We start from the raw sequence: 15,740 nt of genomic DNA on the forward strand, positions 1-15,740 counted from the left end.
CTAGTTTTCCTTAAAAAAAATAATTCATTATTACCGGAGATGTGGTAAAAATGAATTATTTAAGGAGAATTTGCCGAATGGATGATACACCTCGGGCTTCTTTCAGGTTCTGAATAAATTCAGGACTTGCACTCATGCTCGCTATTCTCTGGATCAGCGGTTTGATCAAAGATCGATCCTGTTTGGTCATCGCCAAAAGAAACACGACCGAAACATATTCACGCCCCCATTCCAATGGTTCTTGGAGAATGGCGATCGCCACCGTTGAGTGCAATACTTCTTCTGGATGTGCGTGAGGTATGGCGATTCCTCCCCCAATCGAAGTAGCTGACGACCGCTCTCGCAGTAAAGCACTATGAGGGAATGCCTGCGTAACATTTCCTTTCGTCACAAGCCCATTGGCAAGTAGCTCTACCACCTTAAAACGATGTTCAAGATCTACATCCAAATAAATCAGCTCATCTTCAACGAATCTCTCAATTGCCCCCGACCCTTGACCTGCTCTGCTGTCTTGGTCGATGGACTTCAAGAACTGATCCAGACGTTTTTTATCCTTAGTTTCTAGCAGCGGCGAAACGACGATCACAGGGAGAGACTGATGTGGCAATGATTTTGTTGAAATCACTAGATCGACAGCTTGCTTTGCTAAAACCTCTTCAACTTCCCACATTCCTACACAATCAATAATGTCAAATCCCCTGTACGTCTGTTCCAATTTGGCCTGCAGTAAATGAGACATCCCCACACCCAGGTCACAAACAATCAGCACTTTCTTCGCCTTGTTCCGCTGTTTCTGCAACCGTTCTACGGATGCTTGAAAATGCAGGACCACATAGGCCGCTTCATCCTCAGGGATTAACAACTCATGCGCTGACCCTACTTCTTCAAGAGCCAGCACCACCATACGGAACATATACGGATACATCTTTTTGATCTCATCCAACATCGGATTATGAATCGTAAAGCCATAGTGTAAACGATAGACCGTTGATTCCAAGTGGGTGTTCAGCCCATCTTTTAAGATTTGGTCATCGTAAAAATCGATCATCGTAAAATTCCCCATCCGGGAAATCAACTGTTCAACCATATCTTCAATCAAACGATTAGAGTCCTTTTTCGATGAACGGGAATTGCTTTTACTACTGATTAAATGTCTCGTGAAATAAATTCGTTCCTCCTGAGGAAAAACGATCCGAAGAATTCGCTCTAACCGTGTCAAAAACCAATCTGAAATTCCATATTCCTCTGTATGAGAAATCGTGTCCTCTGCTGATTCATCGAGCGTAATCTGGAAACGTTGTGTAGTTCGTTTAATCATAACTAGAGTGTGGATCAGTAAGCTTTCATAATCACCCTCTACAGAAAAAACAGAAAAATGATGCTGCATATCACGAAGCAGCTTGCGAACTATATTTACTTCGTATGAGGAAAAGAGATTCAATATCTCCTTGCTGGTGGATAACTGAGATGTGGCCAATTCCGGCAAACGAGCCAGAGCATTTCGCTTCTGTAACTCTCCTCCTTTGACGCCGTGACCGAGACGCTGCCTGGAGACCAGCTCTAAATCAAACCGTTCAAGCCAAAGAGCTATTTGGTTCAAGTCTCCTTTTATCGTTGACTTGTTCGTGAAGTACTGTGAGGACAGTTCGCTTAAAGTAACTGGCTTCTTACTGACTAGTAACTGGTAAGTGATTTCAATAAGGCGATCTTCCTGAGACTTTGATTCCGCTTGTGATAGATGATCGAGCATGCGGGATTTCTCCTCGGCTTCCACTACAAGCTGAATCCCAACGCCTGGCTTACGATCAAGAATAGCACCAGGATAGTTTTTCAGAAATTCCTCTATCCTCTTCAAATCATTACGAACCGTTTTTTCAGAACAATGGATAGATTCTGCTAAAGCGTGGACATGAGTATATTCATTCGTATTTAAAATCAATGTGTGGACAAGTTCCCTTTGTCTGTCGTTCATTTCTCTACACCTTCTGTACTATGAAATCACTTTCATTCTATCCGAAAAAAGGTGTATCGACAAATTCCCCTCTCTTTCTAACTATCCCTACTTTGCTTTAAAGGAAGCGGGATGCTACAAAGAAACTTCAGTACATTGGATTTACCAGGATGTTGGATCTTCTAACTTCCTCCAACAGTTGATCTTCCTTTTCTATAAAAAAGCTGAATAGAGAGACACACTCCCCATTCAGCCCTTACAATCTATCAATTTGTGTTTTCAGAAGACTCTTCTGTGCCAGACTCCTCATTTCCTTCTGTCTGACCCTGATCCGTATTTGTTTCTTCCTCAGCTTGCTGTTCGTCTTGTTCAGTATTTGTTTCTTCTTCAGCCTGCTGTTCTTCCTGTTCAGTTTCGGACTCCTCTTCTGCTGGTTCTTCCGCACATCCCGCTAAAACCAACCCTGTACCAAGTGAAATGGATAATATAAATTTTTTCAGCTTCATTCTTATGACCCTCCCTCTATAAATTAAAGTTTTCTTAGAATTACTCTGTTTTCCTTCCACTCCCTCTATAAATTAAAGTTTTCTTAGAATTACTCTGTTTTCCTTCCACTTTCTTAATCATCAATTGAAGCTATAGCCAAGTTACGTGCCAAGTTTGCCCAATTTTTATTAAATTTGGTACTGAGGATTGCGGTTGAATAGACTGGGATGGTTATTTTCCAGGTAATGGGTTTCTGTTTATAATCGCACCTCTGGATCTCCACGTTAGACATGGTGGTGGACCCTCCCATTTCTCTCGGCGTCATCGCGCGCAAATTCCTTCGTTCGACCTGACCATGTGTGGATGCCGGAAATGCTCCTCAAGTGGGTCTAAGCCCTTATGGTGAAAATAACGACCGGCTTCTCCGTGCTTCAATTGTGAAATCAATAAGAAAAAGACAAAAATCAAAGTTCTTTCGACTTAAGCGACTTCCTGCACATTTGGTAACTGAGGAATATCTCGAACCATACGTTTTTCACTAAACGAACACTTCCGTGTTCCAATCACAAAGAATATCTTGATGAGCTTGCGACTTAGGGCAATAAACGACTGTTTTCCTGTCAGTGGGTTCTTTGCGCGATTCTTATAATACGCATGTAAGGTTTTGAATCCTTCGTTATGAAAAGACAACGATCGAGCGACTTGATACAAAATGGACCGTAACCTTCTACGTCCCCGTTTCGTGATGGTGGTTTTCCCTTTAAACAGACCGGATTGATTCATTTTCAAATTGAGTCCCGCTAATTTAATAATTTGGCGTGGATCTCTGTAGTTAGATAGATCACCAACTTCAGCGAAGAAACCAGCTACTGTCATGGTACCAATGCCTTTCATCGCGATCATACGATCGGATCCAGGCACGTGAAGAACTAGGTCTTCAAGTTGAGTTTCAAGAGCTTCGAGGCGTTCTTGTAACGCTCGAAATTGATCGACGAGAAAACGAAACTCTTGACGGGCCATACGTAATCCCACAGTCAAACCTACACTGACTGAAGCAGCTTGCTTTAGCTGACGCATACGTTTTAATCCAATCGCTCGTTTAGCCGATTTCTTGACTTCCCTAAGAAGCTCTTCTTCCGTTTTTTGATCAATATCCTCAGGAAGATAGCCATTTTCCAAGAAATGTAACGCAGCCTTCCCGGTCCAATCCTTAAATACCGTCAAGAATTCCGGAAAATATCGATCCAGCGTATTATGCATCTGAGCTTTGATCGAAGAGAGATCCTCTTGGATCATGTCATAAAGTTTGATTCCTTCCCGTAACTCGGCGTACACATCCTCCGGTAAAATTGGTTCGTGATACCGACCATTACGCACTACCTGAGCGATGACTTTCGCATCCTTTGTATCATTCTTGGTGGGGGAATCATCATCAAGCTCCTTGGAGCGCTTCACCTTCATCGGATTAACAACCACAGGCTTTTCACCCTTAGTTTTTAAGTAGTAGGCTAAGTTAAGCCAATAATGACCTGTAGGTTCCATTCCTATCAGAAGTTTAGGTCGTCCGTTTTCTGCAGCTAAACCTGCCGTCCACTCCAGTAAATCACTGAATCCTTGCATCGAATTGGAAAAGATGAGTCGTTTGGATAAGTCTCTACCTCGATCATCAATTGCACGGGCAACATGTTTATGCTTAGCCACATCGACACCGATAATTAACGTCTGTTCATTGATTTGCGCAAGGCGCTCATTTTGTGTAAAATCCATAATAGAAGTCTCCTTTTGGTACTTAATTCGAGGTCATGCATGACACTCTCTATCGTACCAAGGGGACTTTTTTTATGCATCTGGATCCTACCTCGGTTTCCCCTCAAATTTCTTCCTTACAGGAATGCTCCTTATATGAATAACATCAATGACGATGTTCAATTATCATTCTAAGAGGGATTTGTGAAATGCATTTTATAAGAATGTATCGTTCATGTAAAAATTGGGAATAAACCTTCTATAAAAATCTCCCCAGTCAGTCACTCCACGACAGATACTGCAACTCGGTATCTATAGTCCTGTGTTAATTTACTCTGTTCACCTTTCTAAAAATGGGTAATTAGTAAATCAAACCCTATTAAAATTCTATTTTTTTCTAAAAATCAGTATAAAAAAAACTAGTTTTTGACTTTACATATTCGACAATATTATTTAGGCTGGTATTAATAGGAAATATATTCCTAGGGAGGGATGATTTATCTGGAAAGGGGTAAATTATAAGGATGAAAAAACTAATAGTAAGTCTATTTGCTTTATTGATGACAATTGGCGGTTTTTCCGGAGTAAATGTAGCTAGTGCAGCAGATAAAAACTGTAGTGATTTCGACACGAAGGAAGAAGCTCAAGCATTTTGGGACGATAATAACTATAGCGTAGGTAATGACCCGCATGACCTGGATGGCAATGACAACGATGGGGTACCATGTGAAAGCCTTCCATCAGATGGTTCCAATGCTAATAACGAGGAAAACAACAACACGGAGGACCAGCAAAGCACAGAAGAGACAACACCAGCTGCCGATAAAGACTGTAAACATTTTGCTTCACAAGAAGAAGCTCAAGCATATTGGGACGAGAATGGTTTCACTGCAGGAAATGATCCACAACGCTTAGACAGAGATGGTGATAGCATCCCATGTGAAGATGGCGATGAGTCTGCTGCTAATCCTTCTGACGAGCAAAGCACTTCCGATTCAGAAGAAACTACTGCACAACAAGGCGGGGAGCTTCCAAACACATCTACTTCATACGCTTCCTACACACTTCTTGGTCTAATTCTTACGGTGTTAGGCGGATCACTGTTTGTAATTCGTAAGCGATTCCAATAATCATACATAATCATCCCTTTCTGGGCAGGCTGATGCCTGCCCTTTTTATTCTCATAAACAAATGGTAAATTGTTGATAGGCAGTTTTTATTTGCACAGTAATATAATTCTTAGTACGGATAGACTGATCTTCTTGTTCGATCTAAACAAAAAAAGTTGGTGAGTACATGAAATATATAGCCACAGCATTGGTTGTAATAGGCATTGCTCTTGCTGGGTGGAGTGGTTTCCAATGGTGGCAAGGCACTCAATCAGTTTCCGAAATTGAACCCGAAGCACAGGAATCGACTGAAACAGTTCAGGCAGCAGGAACAGACAAAGAAAATCATTCTAGTCAAACTGTAAATCAGCCCATACAGACTCTTTCTTACGATCATGAGCATGGCAAAAATATCGCCAAATTAAAAATACCTGCGATTAATCAGCAGTTTGAAGTCTTTTGGGGAACAGGTGAGGATACCCTGGATAAAGGGGTCGGCATGTATGTCAGCAAATGGACAACGGTTCCTAACAAAAAGAAAGGTCATACAGTGTTAAGCGGACATCGGGATACTGTATTTACTGAGTTAGGCGATATTAAAAAGGGTGACATTTTGACTGCAGTTTATAATGGTAAGGAATACAATTATAAAGTTGATAAGATTTGGATCACCGATGCAGATGACCGAACGGTGATCGTAAAAAAAGATCAACCAACCTTAACATTAACGACATGCTATCCTTTCGATTTTATTGGCAATGCCCCAGATCGATATATTATTCAAGGACACCTCTTAAACTGAGAGGTGTTTTTCTTTTCGTAAAAAAACAGGCGATCGTATCGGAGCAAATCACAAGAGTATTTCTCCTTACTAAAATTAATAACAATATATCTTTAAATCAAACTATTCACGACTTCCTTGTTATATAATGTACATACTCAACAACAGAAAACGACTCCTAGATCACATTCTGCCTGCCTATTGCAGGGAACATTTTTACGAGGAGGAAGAAGGGACATGTCTGAGAACAAAAGGTGTAGCAATTTGGAGACAGCAGTAGAGGGACGGAATCTTGTGATGGAACGGACATTTGACGCTCCAAAGGAACTTGTATTTAAAGCTTTTTCGGAATCTGACCAACTGGCAAGCTGGTGGGGGCCACAAGGCTGGCAGACTGAGAATCGCACCTTTGAATTTGAGCCTGACGGTGTGTGGCATTATTGCATGCGCTGTGTAGATGAAGGACAGGGTGATTTCTATGGTCAGGAATCCTGGGGCAAAGCAGTCTATCAAGAAATTGAAGCACCAAATAAAATCGTGTACAGCGATGTATTCACCGATGAAAAAGGAAACGCTGTAGAAGGCATGCCAGAGATCCAGGCCAGCTATATATTTCAGGATCAGGATGGACAGACGAAACTAATTGTGCGAAACCAATTTGCCTCTGTTGAGACCCTAGAAGCAATTATGGATATGGGGATTGTCCAGGGATTTTCCTCGCAAATGGACAAGCTCGACGATCACCTTAAACGAGTGCAATAGAGACTAAAAAAGCCTCAAGCCATTTCGATGGCTTGAGGCCTTCCATTATTATGGTCTGAAATAGAAAGCTAGACGTAATTTATTGTTGAGGAACAACTTCAAGATTAACAGGTCCACTATACATCCCGCCACCTCCTGAGCCGTCAAACACGCGGATACTGATCACATTTTCTTCGCCATATTTTATGGTCTCGGCAGGAATGACGTATTCACGTTCTTTCTTCCAGGCGGTCTGCAAGCCTTCTCCGTTGTCCCCAGTTGGAAATTCTCCTGTTTGTCCGATTTTCTGGCCATTCATATAGGTTGTATCTACGTCATCTATCTTCCCTAAAGTAACTTTAAGAGAATATCCTTTCCACTTTTCCGGAATTTTAATAGATTTTCGATACCAGCCATACACATTTGCTTCCGTGTAGTTAGAATGATCTTCCCAGCTTGCAGGCAGTGTTACTGACTGCCACTGACTGTCGTCATACTCTGGATCCATCCAGCTGGGGTCATCTCCTTGATTGAATAACCATTTCCCCGTAAGCTCAATATTTGGCAGTGCAGCCAGCTTTGCTTCCAAGTTGGCTATGGCCGTTTTATAAATGCCAGCTTCGTTCGGAGTTGTATAAGTAAAGGCTACTTCTTTACTTCCACCACCTGCTGCAGCAGGCACTTCTATTTTCTTCTCTTCTACTAGTTCACCGTTAATATAAAATGGTACCTCTACACTGCCCGCGTAACTGCCTTTGTTTGTTACGGTCGCGGTCGCGGTTATGGTTTGCTCCTGTGCAGATACTTCAAAGTTGCTATATTCAAATGTTGGTTTTTTCTCCTCAACTGTAATTTTTTTAGAAGCTAATCCTTTTACACTTATACGGTGCTTGCCCGTTTTAAATAATTGGTCATAAGATAAGATAACTGTTTCGGTGCTCTCAGGGGCAACCCTTACATGTTGAGAAGCTATGGTTTCCCCGTCTATTTGAAGTTCTAATTCTTTCCCTGTTACGATATTATTTTTATTTTCCACATCAACTTTGATGTGGAACGTATCATTCGACTGGATAGCTCTAGGCACTTCATTATAGGACACCTTAAGCTTCGGCGCTTTATAATTCGGAAGCTTGGCGATCTCTTCTGTAGAAGCAGGATATATTCTGACTGCCTGTCCTCCCCCGCCTGCAAGGGAAGAAACCAAGGTATCATTAGCTTTAACAATTACCCTGTTTATAGAGACCGGCTCTGGGTTACTTTCTAGATCCACTTTTGGCCCATCAGAATAAATTTCCGCCACATACTTTTGACCCTTTTCAAGGAAATTGAGCTCTGTTTTTAATACTCTCGCGTTTTCATCTGTAATACTTCCGATATACCATTCATCTTCACTACGGCGTACGATACTTGCATAATCCCCAATTTTGGCGTTTGGAACTTTAATATCATCCCAGGTTACTGGCACATCTTTAATAAATTCAAAGGCTGGTAAGATATTCCCATTCTCGTCTTTATAATTTGATGGCAAATCTGCTACCATCTGCGTGCCGCTGGATATGGTGACATACAACGCCAATTGTTTCGCCCGTGTTGAATGAACACGTGTATCTGCATGAGAAATTTGAACATCGAATATTCCTGGAGTAAAATCTATCGGCCCTGCCATCATTCTTGTAAATGGCAAGATCGTTGTATGTTCAGGGGGGTTCGTGTCATCGCTAAAAGCGCTATATTCCATTCCACTAACTCCCTCGCGACTCATCCAGTTCGGATACGTACGACGAAGACCGGTGCCTTTAATTGGTTCATGTGTATCAATCATGATTTGGTGGTCAGCTGCTTTTTTTACAGCTTCTAAATAATGATTCACCATATATTGGCCATGATGGTGCTGTCCTTCGGGGTTATGAATTCCATAGTCAGCAACATACCCGCTCTTAATGGCATGAATTCCAAGCTTCTGATACAAATCATAAGCTTCGGCCATTTGTTCCTCATAATTGATGATATCTCCGGCTGTTTCATTATGCATAATATAGGAGATCCCATGTTCTTGAGCATATTGAACCACTTCTTTTAGGTCGTAGTCCGGGTATGACTCTGTAAAGCTGAATTTTTCGCCGTTTTGGATCCAGTCTCCATCCCAGCCCTTGTTCCAGCCTTCAACAAGCAAACCAATATTTTGATTTTCTGTATCGAGATACTTGTGAGCAAAGTCTATATAGCGCTTCGCATTTTCAGTGGTTGCTCCATGCTTGGGGCCAGAAGCCCAAGTTGATTTGCCGCTGATCATCTCCCACCATACCCCTACGTATTTCATAGGTTCAATATAGGAGGTATCCTGTAGAGCGTTTGGCTCATTTAAATTTAATATCATATCAGATTCAACCAGATCACCGGCATTTTCGCCAATTTGAATCGTTCTCCACGGTGTCTTTATAGGAAGCTCATCCTTCTTTACTTTCACATTACTATTTGGCCATGGAGCTAAGTGACTCTTTAAGGCAGTGTCCCCTCCCTCTGCTTTTTTCAAAGCCATACCAGCATAATCAATGAGAGCTGCCTCATGAACAGTAAGGTGTGTACCTTCTGGTGTTTTCATTGTAAAAGGTGTACTGACTTCTTTTACTTCGCTTAATGGGGTTTTATGATAGTTATATTCATAACTGTCCCAGTCATTAGGAATCCACCAGGATGTATTGTTGCTGGAAAATCGAAATTCAGTATTCTCTGCTGTAATCCTAATATTCTCTCCCAAATTTTCCTGTTCAGGGAGCACATATCGAAATCCGACTCCATCATTATAAACTTTGAATACTACATTCAATTTCCTGTGGGGGGCTTCTTTTTCTTGTAAGAATACCGTTAATTGTTTGTAGTGATTCCTAATTTTCGATTTTTCTCCCCATATAGGTTCCCAAGTATCATCAAATACTTTTGTGGAAGTCTTCACAATTTCAAATTGATCTGCTAAGGCCTTTTGATTTTTAAACTGAAATCCAAGAGACGAAGGTTCAATTAGTTCCTCGTCTTTATAAGAAAGCTGATAATGAGGAACCCCTTTATCAGATAAATGAAACTTCAAATGGACCTTCCCATTAGGGGAATCTATTGAAGTCACAGGTTTATTTTCTTTTTCACTAGAACTCTCTTCAGCACTTACAAACACAGATGATAATGTAAGAAAAGAAATTACAAGGCCTAAACCAATAATCATCTTTAGGAAAGCAATTCTCCTATTCATCATATTTTCCCTCCATCGTGTATTAACTTATTGACCGCGCTTATTAACTACGACTATCTAACTTTGGCAACCGAGCTTTTCAGTCTTTTTTTCTGAATCTACAACAGTAACATTTGACCACGCGCAATTAATGCAACCGTTTGCACAAACAAGAAAATAAAATCTTTATCCTCCTCCCTTAAAAACATAGACCTCACCTTAACATGAATTTTATTCCAATTCAAACTATTTAAAATAATTTGATATATTTTCACTACATTGAATGAATCCACTATATTTTCCATTCATTACAGGACGATAAGACTATAGCCACTGATTTGATATCGATTGTATCTTTAATCCTTACATCATATTCCACCCTATTTTTCCATTAAAAAAGTGCTTACCTATAACAGATAAGCACCTCCCATTCTATTAGCGTAATTATAAAACTAAGGCAGCTCATTCCCTGCTGCACGATAAAGTTCGTACCATTCTTCTCTCGTTAGTTCAATATCAGAAGCCTTCACAATATCTCTTAAACGCTGCTGATTCATCGTTCCAACAACCGGCTGGATTGTTGCCGGATGACGTAAAATCCAGGCAGTCGCAATAGCGGAATCCGTTACACCCTTTTTCTCGGCAAGTTCCTGAAGCTTCGCATTCACTTCTGGAAATTCTTTATTGCCCACAAACGGCCCTTCGATCATTCCGTGTTGAAACGGCGACCACGCTTGTACCGTAATATCATTCAACCGACAGTAATCTAGAACATTACTGTCTCGGACAATAGCCGGATCATGGCTCATGTTGACATTGAACCCTGCATCAATCATCGGTGTATGTACAACACTCAACTGCATTTGGTTAACAATTAAATCTTCATCTAAATACTTTTGCAGCAATTCGATTTGCATCGGATTCTGGTTGCTCACACCAAAATGGCGAACTTTACCGCTTTCTCTTAAGATAGAAAATGCTTCGGCTACCTCTTCAGGTTCCATTAAAGCATCCGGACGGTGAAGCAGCAGGCTATCAATATAGTCGGTTTTCAACCTTCGCAGGCTGCCTTCAACTGATTCCAGAATATGTTCTCTGGAAAAATCAAAGAATCCCTTTCGAATTCCGCATTTCGTCTGCAGCTTCATTTTTTCCCGCACATCGTCATTCATGCTGATCGCTTCTGAGAAAACTTCTTCTGATTTACCGCTGCCATAAATATCGGCATGGTCGAACAAATCTACGCCAACTTCCATCGCATTTTCAATAACATTAGCGGCCTCTCGCTTTCCAAGTTCATGAATACGCATGCACCCTAGTGAAATTTCTCCAACTTCTAATTCGCTGTTGCCTAATTTGATTTTTTTCAAAATTAGCCCCCCTTTTCGTTGGTGATTCTATCCTACCATAGGTTGTAACGTGTTCTCCTGTGATCCGCTTGATGATGGCAGGACTCTGCACCCTTGCTTTTCCAACTTAAAGTTTCAAATTGGTGAAGTAAAGAGTATAATAGGTTTAAACCCGACACCCTGCAAGGCCATGTTCTGAGCGATCCACACGAGAGTAGAACACCCCCGCCGTATGCTTTTACAATGCTGATAGATACACTTACATAGAAATATAACCACTAAAGGGAGAATGTTCATGGTAAGTAATTATAATTTGGATTCCTCTAACTTCGAGTCATTAAGGACCGTATCGAGGGAGATGTTTGAAGCCATTACGAAGCAACTAGATGTGAATACAGCTTATGTCACCAAAAAAGGCGAAACAGAAATGACTGTATTCAGTTCTTATAATGAAGATGAAGAGATTATCCCGGAAGGTTACTCTGTGGAATATGACGGAACCTATTGCCGGCTCATTATCGAAAACGAGAAGAATGCTTTGAACAAGCTGGACTTGACAAAGGATGAGGTGACCCGGCGATTAGAGGTTACAGACCAATTGCATGTTAAAGGATTCTTGGGTGTGACATTGAGGGATCTAAATGGTAAAGTTTTCGGAACGTTGTGTGTGATAGACAAAGCGGAAAAAGAATTCAGCGAAAAAGATGTGGAGTACCTTGAATCGATGGCAGACATCTTGTCCCACATCATAGAATTAGACCAGACAAAATATAATATGGCCTTCTTAAATGTACCGATTATCCCGATTACAAAGGGAATTTCAACCCTCACCATTCAAGGGGTTATCGATCAATACAGATCTGAAAAAATCATGCGTGTCGTGTTACGTTATAGTGCTGAACATCAAATTGATCATTTCATTATTGATGTCTCAGGTCTCGTTATCCTGGACGACTTTTTTCCCTGTGTTATCGCAGATCTCGTTAAAGCCCTTCAAGTCATGGGGATCGAAACCATCCTTACTGGAATCTCACCCGAAATTGCCAGACACGAAGACAGCAATAAGCAGCTGCTGTCTACCAACATCAAGACTGTTCCTAATCTCGAATCAGCTCTTGAATACATAGGATTCTACTTATTAGAAAAATAGATTAAAAGCCCTCATCTCATCAATTTTAGATAAGATGAGGGCTTTTGTGAATTTTCAAACAGATTCCTTTCCATTTACTGAAAACTATACTAGTATTGGAGGTAAAAATGGGGGAGTCTCTATCGAAGTAGATAAATTTCTAAAAAAGCTTGAATCTATAATGGAACACATCGACAAGAACCCACCACAACGGCTGGACACCCTTAAAGAAATTGAGGCGTTTTACCAGGAGTTACGAGATTTCTCGAATACATTGAAAGCTAAAAACAGGTGTCATTCCCTGATGTCTTCCTGCAAAAGAAACAAATAACGCCTCGAATTAATTAATGTATAACTCATGTGATCCTATCTTTCTTCTTTCCTGCCAATCATAAGCTGTCCAAAAAAATAACCCACTGAAAACAGTGGGTTAAAACTTATATATGGAGATTAGGGAGAATGATAATATTAGTCTATCCCCTTCTATCTCCGTTTATACATAAAAACTATAAAACTTTTTTAAAATTTATTTAGGTTCATGGATTTCATAAGCTACTTTTCTGGTAAGTAAATGTATCAAGCTTTATTAACATTGGAAGAAATAAGAGACATCTATAAGGCATTACAAGCAGCAAATATTACAGATACTACAGTAAGACAACGTCATATAAAAAAACTACAACAACCAACACATAATAATCGTCAGATTTGTGTCGTCTGCGAAAAGGAAGTTTCTAAAAAAGTCAGCGATTTTTGTTTGGAAAACAAGCAATTCAAGGGGAAAGTTTACTGTCTCACCCATCAAAAGAAGTCTGTTAACGAATAGAAACAAAAAGCAAAAAGAAGTACAGCGTTATGTGGAGCCATAACGTTGTACTTCTTTTTACTTATCTATCCTCTCTCCGGGTAAAACAACACCTTCACATATGAGCCTCTTCTATTAACCAAATGCTCAAACGTTTCAGGGCCTTCCTTCAAATCCAACTGATGCGAAATCATCGGCTTAACATTAATTTGACCTGTACTCATATAATGAACTGAAGATCTCCATTCTCTACCTGGAAATGGAGCAGAAATCGCATTCCATGAGCCGAGTACCCTTAGTTCATTACGTACTATTCTTTCAAAATAGAATCGTTCAATATGGATATCCGCATAAGGGATCCCCATGAAGACAACTTCCCCGCCCTTTTTTGGGAGGGCAAATACTTGAGCGGAGGTAATCGGGGAGCCTGCCGATTCTACGGCCAAGTCAACACCCTGCCCGTTCGTATAGTCAAGAATCTGCTCATGGGCCGGTTTTTCCAGTGAATTAATTAAGACGTCCGCTCCTACTTGTTTAGCTACTTCAAGCTTTGTTTCATCAATATCAACTGCATACACTTTTTTCGCCCCAAAAATCTTTGCCCATTGTATGGAAAGCAAACCAATACTTCCGCAGCCCATAATGGCAACTTCTGCCCCTGGCTGGATAGTTGTGCGATAGAAGCCGTGAGCTACAACAGAAGATGGCTCAATCAACGCTGCTGTATCGTAGTCTACATGATCTGGAAGCGGTACGATATGTGCTGCTGGCAGCTTTACATATTCTGCATATGCACCGGGATGACGCGCACCGATAACGGTTAATTTTTCACAGCGGGATAACTCGCCTTTTTGGCAGCTCAAACATTTACCACAATAGTAAGTAGGACATCCAGCCACGCGGTCACCGACCTTAATATCTTCAACACCAGCCCCAACTGCTGCAATTTCCCCAGCAAACTCATGACCAAATGTCATTCCTTCTACATAAGGGCCTAACTTTTTATATCTAGATAGATCGGAACCACAGATCCCCACAGCTTTCACTCTGACAATCACATCATCTGCTTGCTCAATGACTGGTTCTGGCGATTCTTCAAAGCGAATATCACGTTCATCATAAAGATTCAGGGACTTCATCATTCTTCCCCCTTTCTATCAATCCTTTACTAGTTTGCCGATGATTGTTGAGTCCCTTTTCCTCTGAAAATGATGCTATATAAGGCGCAACCTACAACGAGCGAGTTAAAAATGATCTGGTATTCGAAATAAACATCACCTATTACTCTCATTGGGCCTAACATAAAGTCTAAAAGAGCATCTACCATTTTATCCCCTCATTTCAATTAATCTTGTTACTCAACAGGAGTTAACAATACTTTAATCGCCTCTCCATTTTTAATAGCTTGATAAGCTTCTTCCCACTGGGTAATATCAAATTCATGTGTCACCATCGCTTTGGCATTCACACTTCCGTTATTCATTAATTCAAGGGAAGGCTCCCAATCAGCCGGCTTTTGACTTCTGCTCCCTACTACTCGGATTTCCTTTTGAATGATTTTTTCAAGGTCAAATGGAACTTCTGATTGAGGAAAAATACCAACTTGGCCATATTGACCTTTTTTACGCAGCAAATCCAGCCCTTGTTTAGCTGCAGGAGAGGCACCCGAGCATTCAAATACAACATCTGCTCCGTACCCATCAGTCAACCTGTTAACCAGTTCTTTAATATCTTGTTCCTGCGTATTTACTGCGTAATCAATTCCTAATTCTCTGGCCTTTTCCAGGCGAACGCGATCGCTTGTTAATCCTGCGATTAAAACTTGAGCACCGTGGCTCTTTGCAACTTGTGCTGTGAACAATCCGATGGGGCCTGGGCCCATGACAACGACTACGTCTCCATCATTAATCACCGTTTTTGCCACAGCATGATACGTACAAGCTAAAGGCTCAGTCATGGATGCCGATTGGTAATCAACCTTTTCAGGGAGGTGATGAACACTGTCTTTGCGGGCAATTAAGTACTTGGCAAAGCCGCCATCTTGCTGAGTACCAAGCCCTTTACGATAATTACATAAGTTAAAGTCACCAGATTGACAGTACTCACATTCTCCGCAAATATAGAAGGTCGTTTCTGATGTCACCCGGTCACCAACCTTAAATTCGTTAACCCCTTCTCCGACTTCCACAACTTTACCGGAAAACTCATGCCCTAACGTAACAGGCACTTTCACCTTGTAATGTCCTTCATAGGTATGAATATCAGATCCGCAGATCCCTGCATAAACCACTTCAATTTTCACTTGGTCACGACCGACTTGCGGCTCCTCTTTATCTTGAATTTCCAGCCCACCATATCCGAGTTCCTTTTTGACTAGTGCTTTCATTTGAACTCCTCCAATACGATCTATTCCTGCTTAT

13 protein-coding genes are annotated in these 15,740 nt (G+C 41.0%); 5 read left to right on the forward strand and 8 right to left on the reverse strand.

Going from position 1 to position 15,740, the window contains the following annotated elements; genetic code table 11:
* Window positions 1-55 precede the first annotated feature (55 nt).
* The 4 genes from B5354_RS08380 to B5354_RS08390 form a co-directional block, all read right to left on the reverse strand.
* A complete protein-coding gene (locus B5354_RS08380) occupies window positions 56-1,972 on the reverse strand; it encodes a BglG family transcription antiterminator (protein ID WP_079527762.1) in 1,917 nt (638 codons plus the stop codon).
* Window positions 1,973-2,217: 245 nt separating this feature from the next.
* Window positions 2,218-2,457, reverse strand: coding sequence for a hypothetical protein (locus tag B5354_RS08385; protein ID WP_079527764.1), 240 nt, complete (start codon window positions 2,455-2,457; stop codon window positions 2,218-2,220).
* A 113-nt stretch (window positions 2,458-2,570) separates the two neighbouring features.
* On the reverse strand, window positions 2,571-2,729 hold the full coding sequence (locus B5354_RS20460; protein WP_176142440.1) for a hypothetical protein: 159 nt from the start codon (window positions 2,727-2,729) through the stop codon (window positions 2,571-2,573).
* A gap of 188 nt (window positions 2,730-2,917) precedes the next feature.
* Window positions 2,918-4,204 (reverse strand): IS110 family RNA-guided transposase, encoded by a 1,287-nt coding sequence (locus B5354_RS08390; RefSeq protein ID WP_079527766.1) that lies wholly within the window; start codon window positions 4,202-4,204, stop codon window positions 2,918-2,920.
* A 503-nt stretch (window positions 4,205-4,707) separates the two neighbouring features.
* Here B5354_RS08390 and B5354_RS08395 point away from each other — a divergent pair.
* The 3 genes from B5354_RS08395 to B5354_RS08405 all read left to right on the forward strand — a co-directional run bounded on the left by B5354_RS08395 (window position 4,708) and on the right by B5354_RS08405 (window position 6,835).
* Window positions 4,708-5,313: an excalibur calcium-binding domain-containing protein gene (locus B5354_RS08395; protein WP_079527768.1), complete on the forward strand. Its 606-nt coding sequence runs from the start codon at window positions 4,708-4,710 to the stop codon at window positions 5,311-5,313.
* 166 nt (window positions 5,314-5,479) lie between these two features.
* The gene (locus B5354_RS08400) at window positions 5,480-6,094 is read left to right on the forward strand and encodes a class D sortase (RefSeq protein ID WP_079527770.1); all 615 of its coding nucleotides are present in this window, start codon (window positions 5,480-5,482) and stop codon (window positions 6,092-6,094) included.
* A gap of 216 nt (window positions 6,095-6,310) precedes the next feature.
* Window positions 6,311-6,835 (forward strand): SRPBCC family protein, encoded by a 525-nt coding sequence (locus B5354_RS08405; protein WP_079527772.1) that lies wholly within the window; start codon window positions 6,311-6,313, stop codon window positions 6,833-6,835.
* 79 nt (window positions 6,836-6,914) lie between these two features.
* Here the strand turns inward: B5354_RS08405 and B5354_RS08410 are convergent, their stop codons facing one another.
* Complete coding sequence (locus B5354_RS08410) at window positions 6,915-10,061, reverse strand: glycoside hydrolase family 97 N-terminal domain-containing protein (protein WP_079527774.1); 3,147 nt, start codon at window positions 10,059-10,061, stop codon at window positions 6,915-6,917.
* Between the two features lie 428 nt (window positions 10,062-10,489).
* Complete coding sequence (locus B5354_RS08415; RefSeq protein ID WP_079527776.1) at window positions 10,490-11,407, reverse strand: aldo/keto reductase; 918 nt, start codon at window positions 11,405-11,407, stop codon at window positions 10,490-10,492.
* Window positions 11,408-11,681: 274 nt separating this feature from the next.
* Here B5354_RS08415 and B5354_RS08420 point away from each other — a divergent pair, with 274 nt between their 5' ends.
* Together B5354_RS08420 and B5354_RS08425 are read left to right on the forward strand one after the other, a co-directional pair.
* Entirely contained in the window at window positions 11,682-12,536 is an 855-nt protein-coding gene (locus tag B5354_RS08420) for an STAS domain-containing protein (protein WP_079527778.1), read from the forward strand.
* 46 nt (window positions 12,537-12,582) lie between these two features.
* Complete coding sequence (locus B5354_RS08425; RefSeq protein WP_079527780.1) at window positions 12,583-12,846, forward strand: hypothetical protein; 264 nt, start codon at window positions 12,583-12,585, stop codon at window positions 12,844-12,846.
* Between the two features lie 560 nt (window positions 12,847-13,406).
* Here the strand turns inward: B5354_RS08425 and B5354_RS08435 are convergent.
* Both B5354_RS08435 and B5354_RS08440 read right to left on the reverse strand, forming a co-directional pair.
* Window positions 13,407-14,459, reverse strand: coding sequence for a galactitol-1-phosphate 5-dehydrogenase (locus B5354_RS08435; RefSeq protein ID WP_079527784.1), 1,053 nt, complete (start codon window positions 14,457-14,459; stop codon window positions 13,407-13,409).
* Between the two features lie 215 nt (window positions 14,460-14,674).
* Window positions 14,675-15,706, reverse strand: a complete 1,032-nt coding sequence (locus B5354_RS08440) for a zinc-binding dehydrogenase (protein ID WP_079527786.1) — start codon at window positions 15,704-15,706, stop codon at window positions 14,675-14,677.
* Window positions 15,707-15,740: the final 34 nt, after the last annotated feature.

It is taken from the genome of Halobacillus hunanensis, from assembly GCF_900166655.1.
GTDB lineage: Bacteria > Bacillota > Bacilli > Bacillales > Halobacillaceae > Halobacillus_A > Halobacillus_A hunanensis.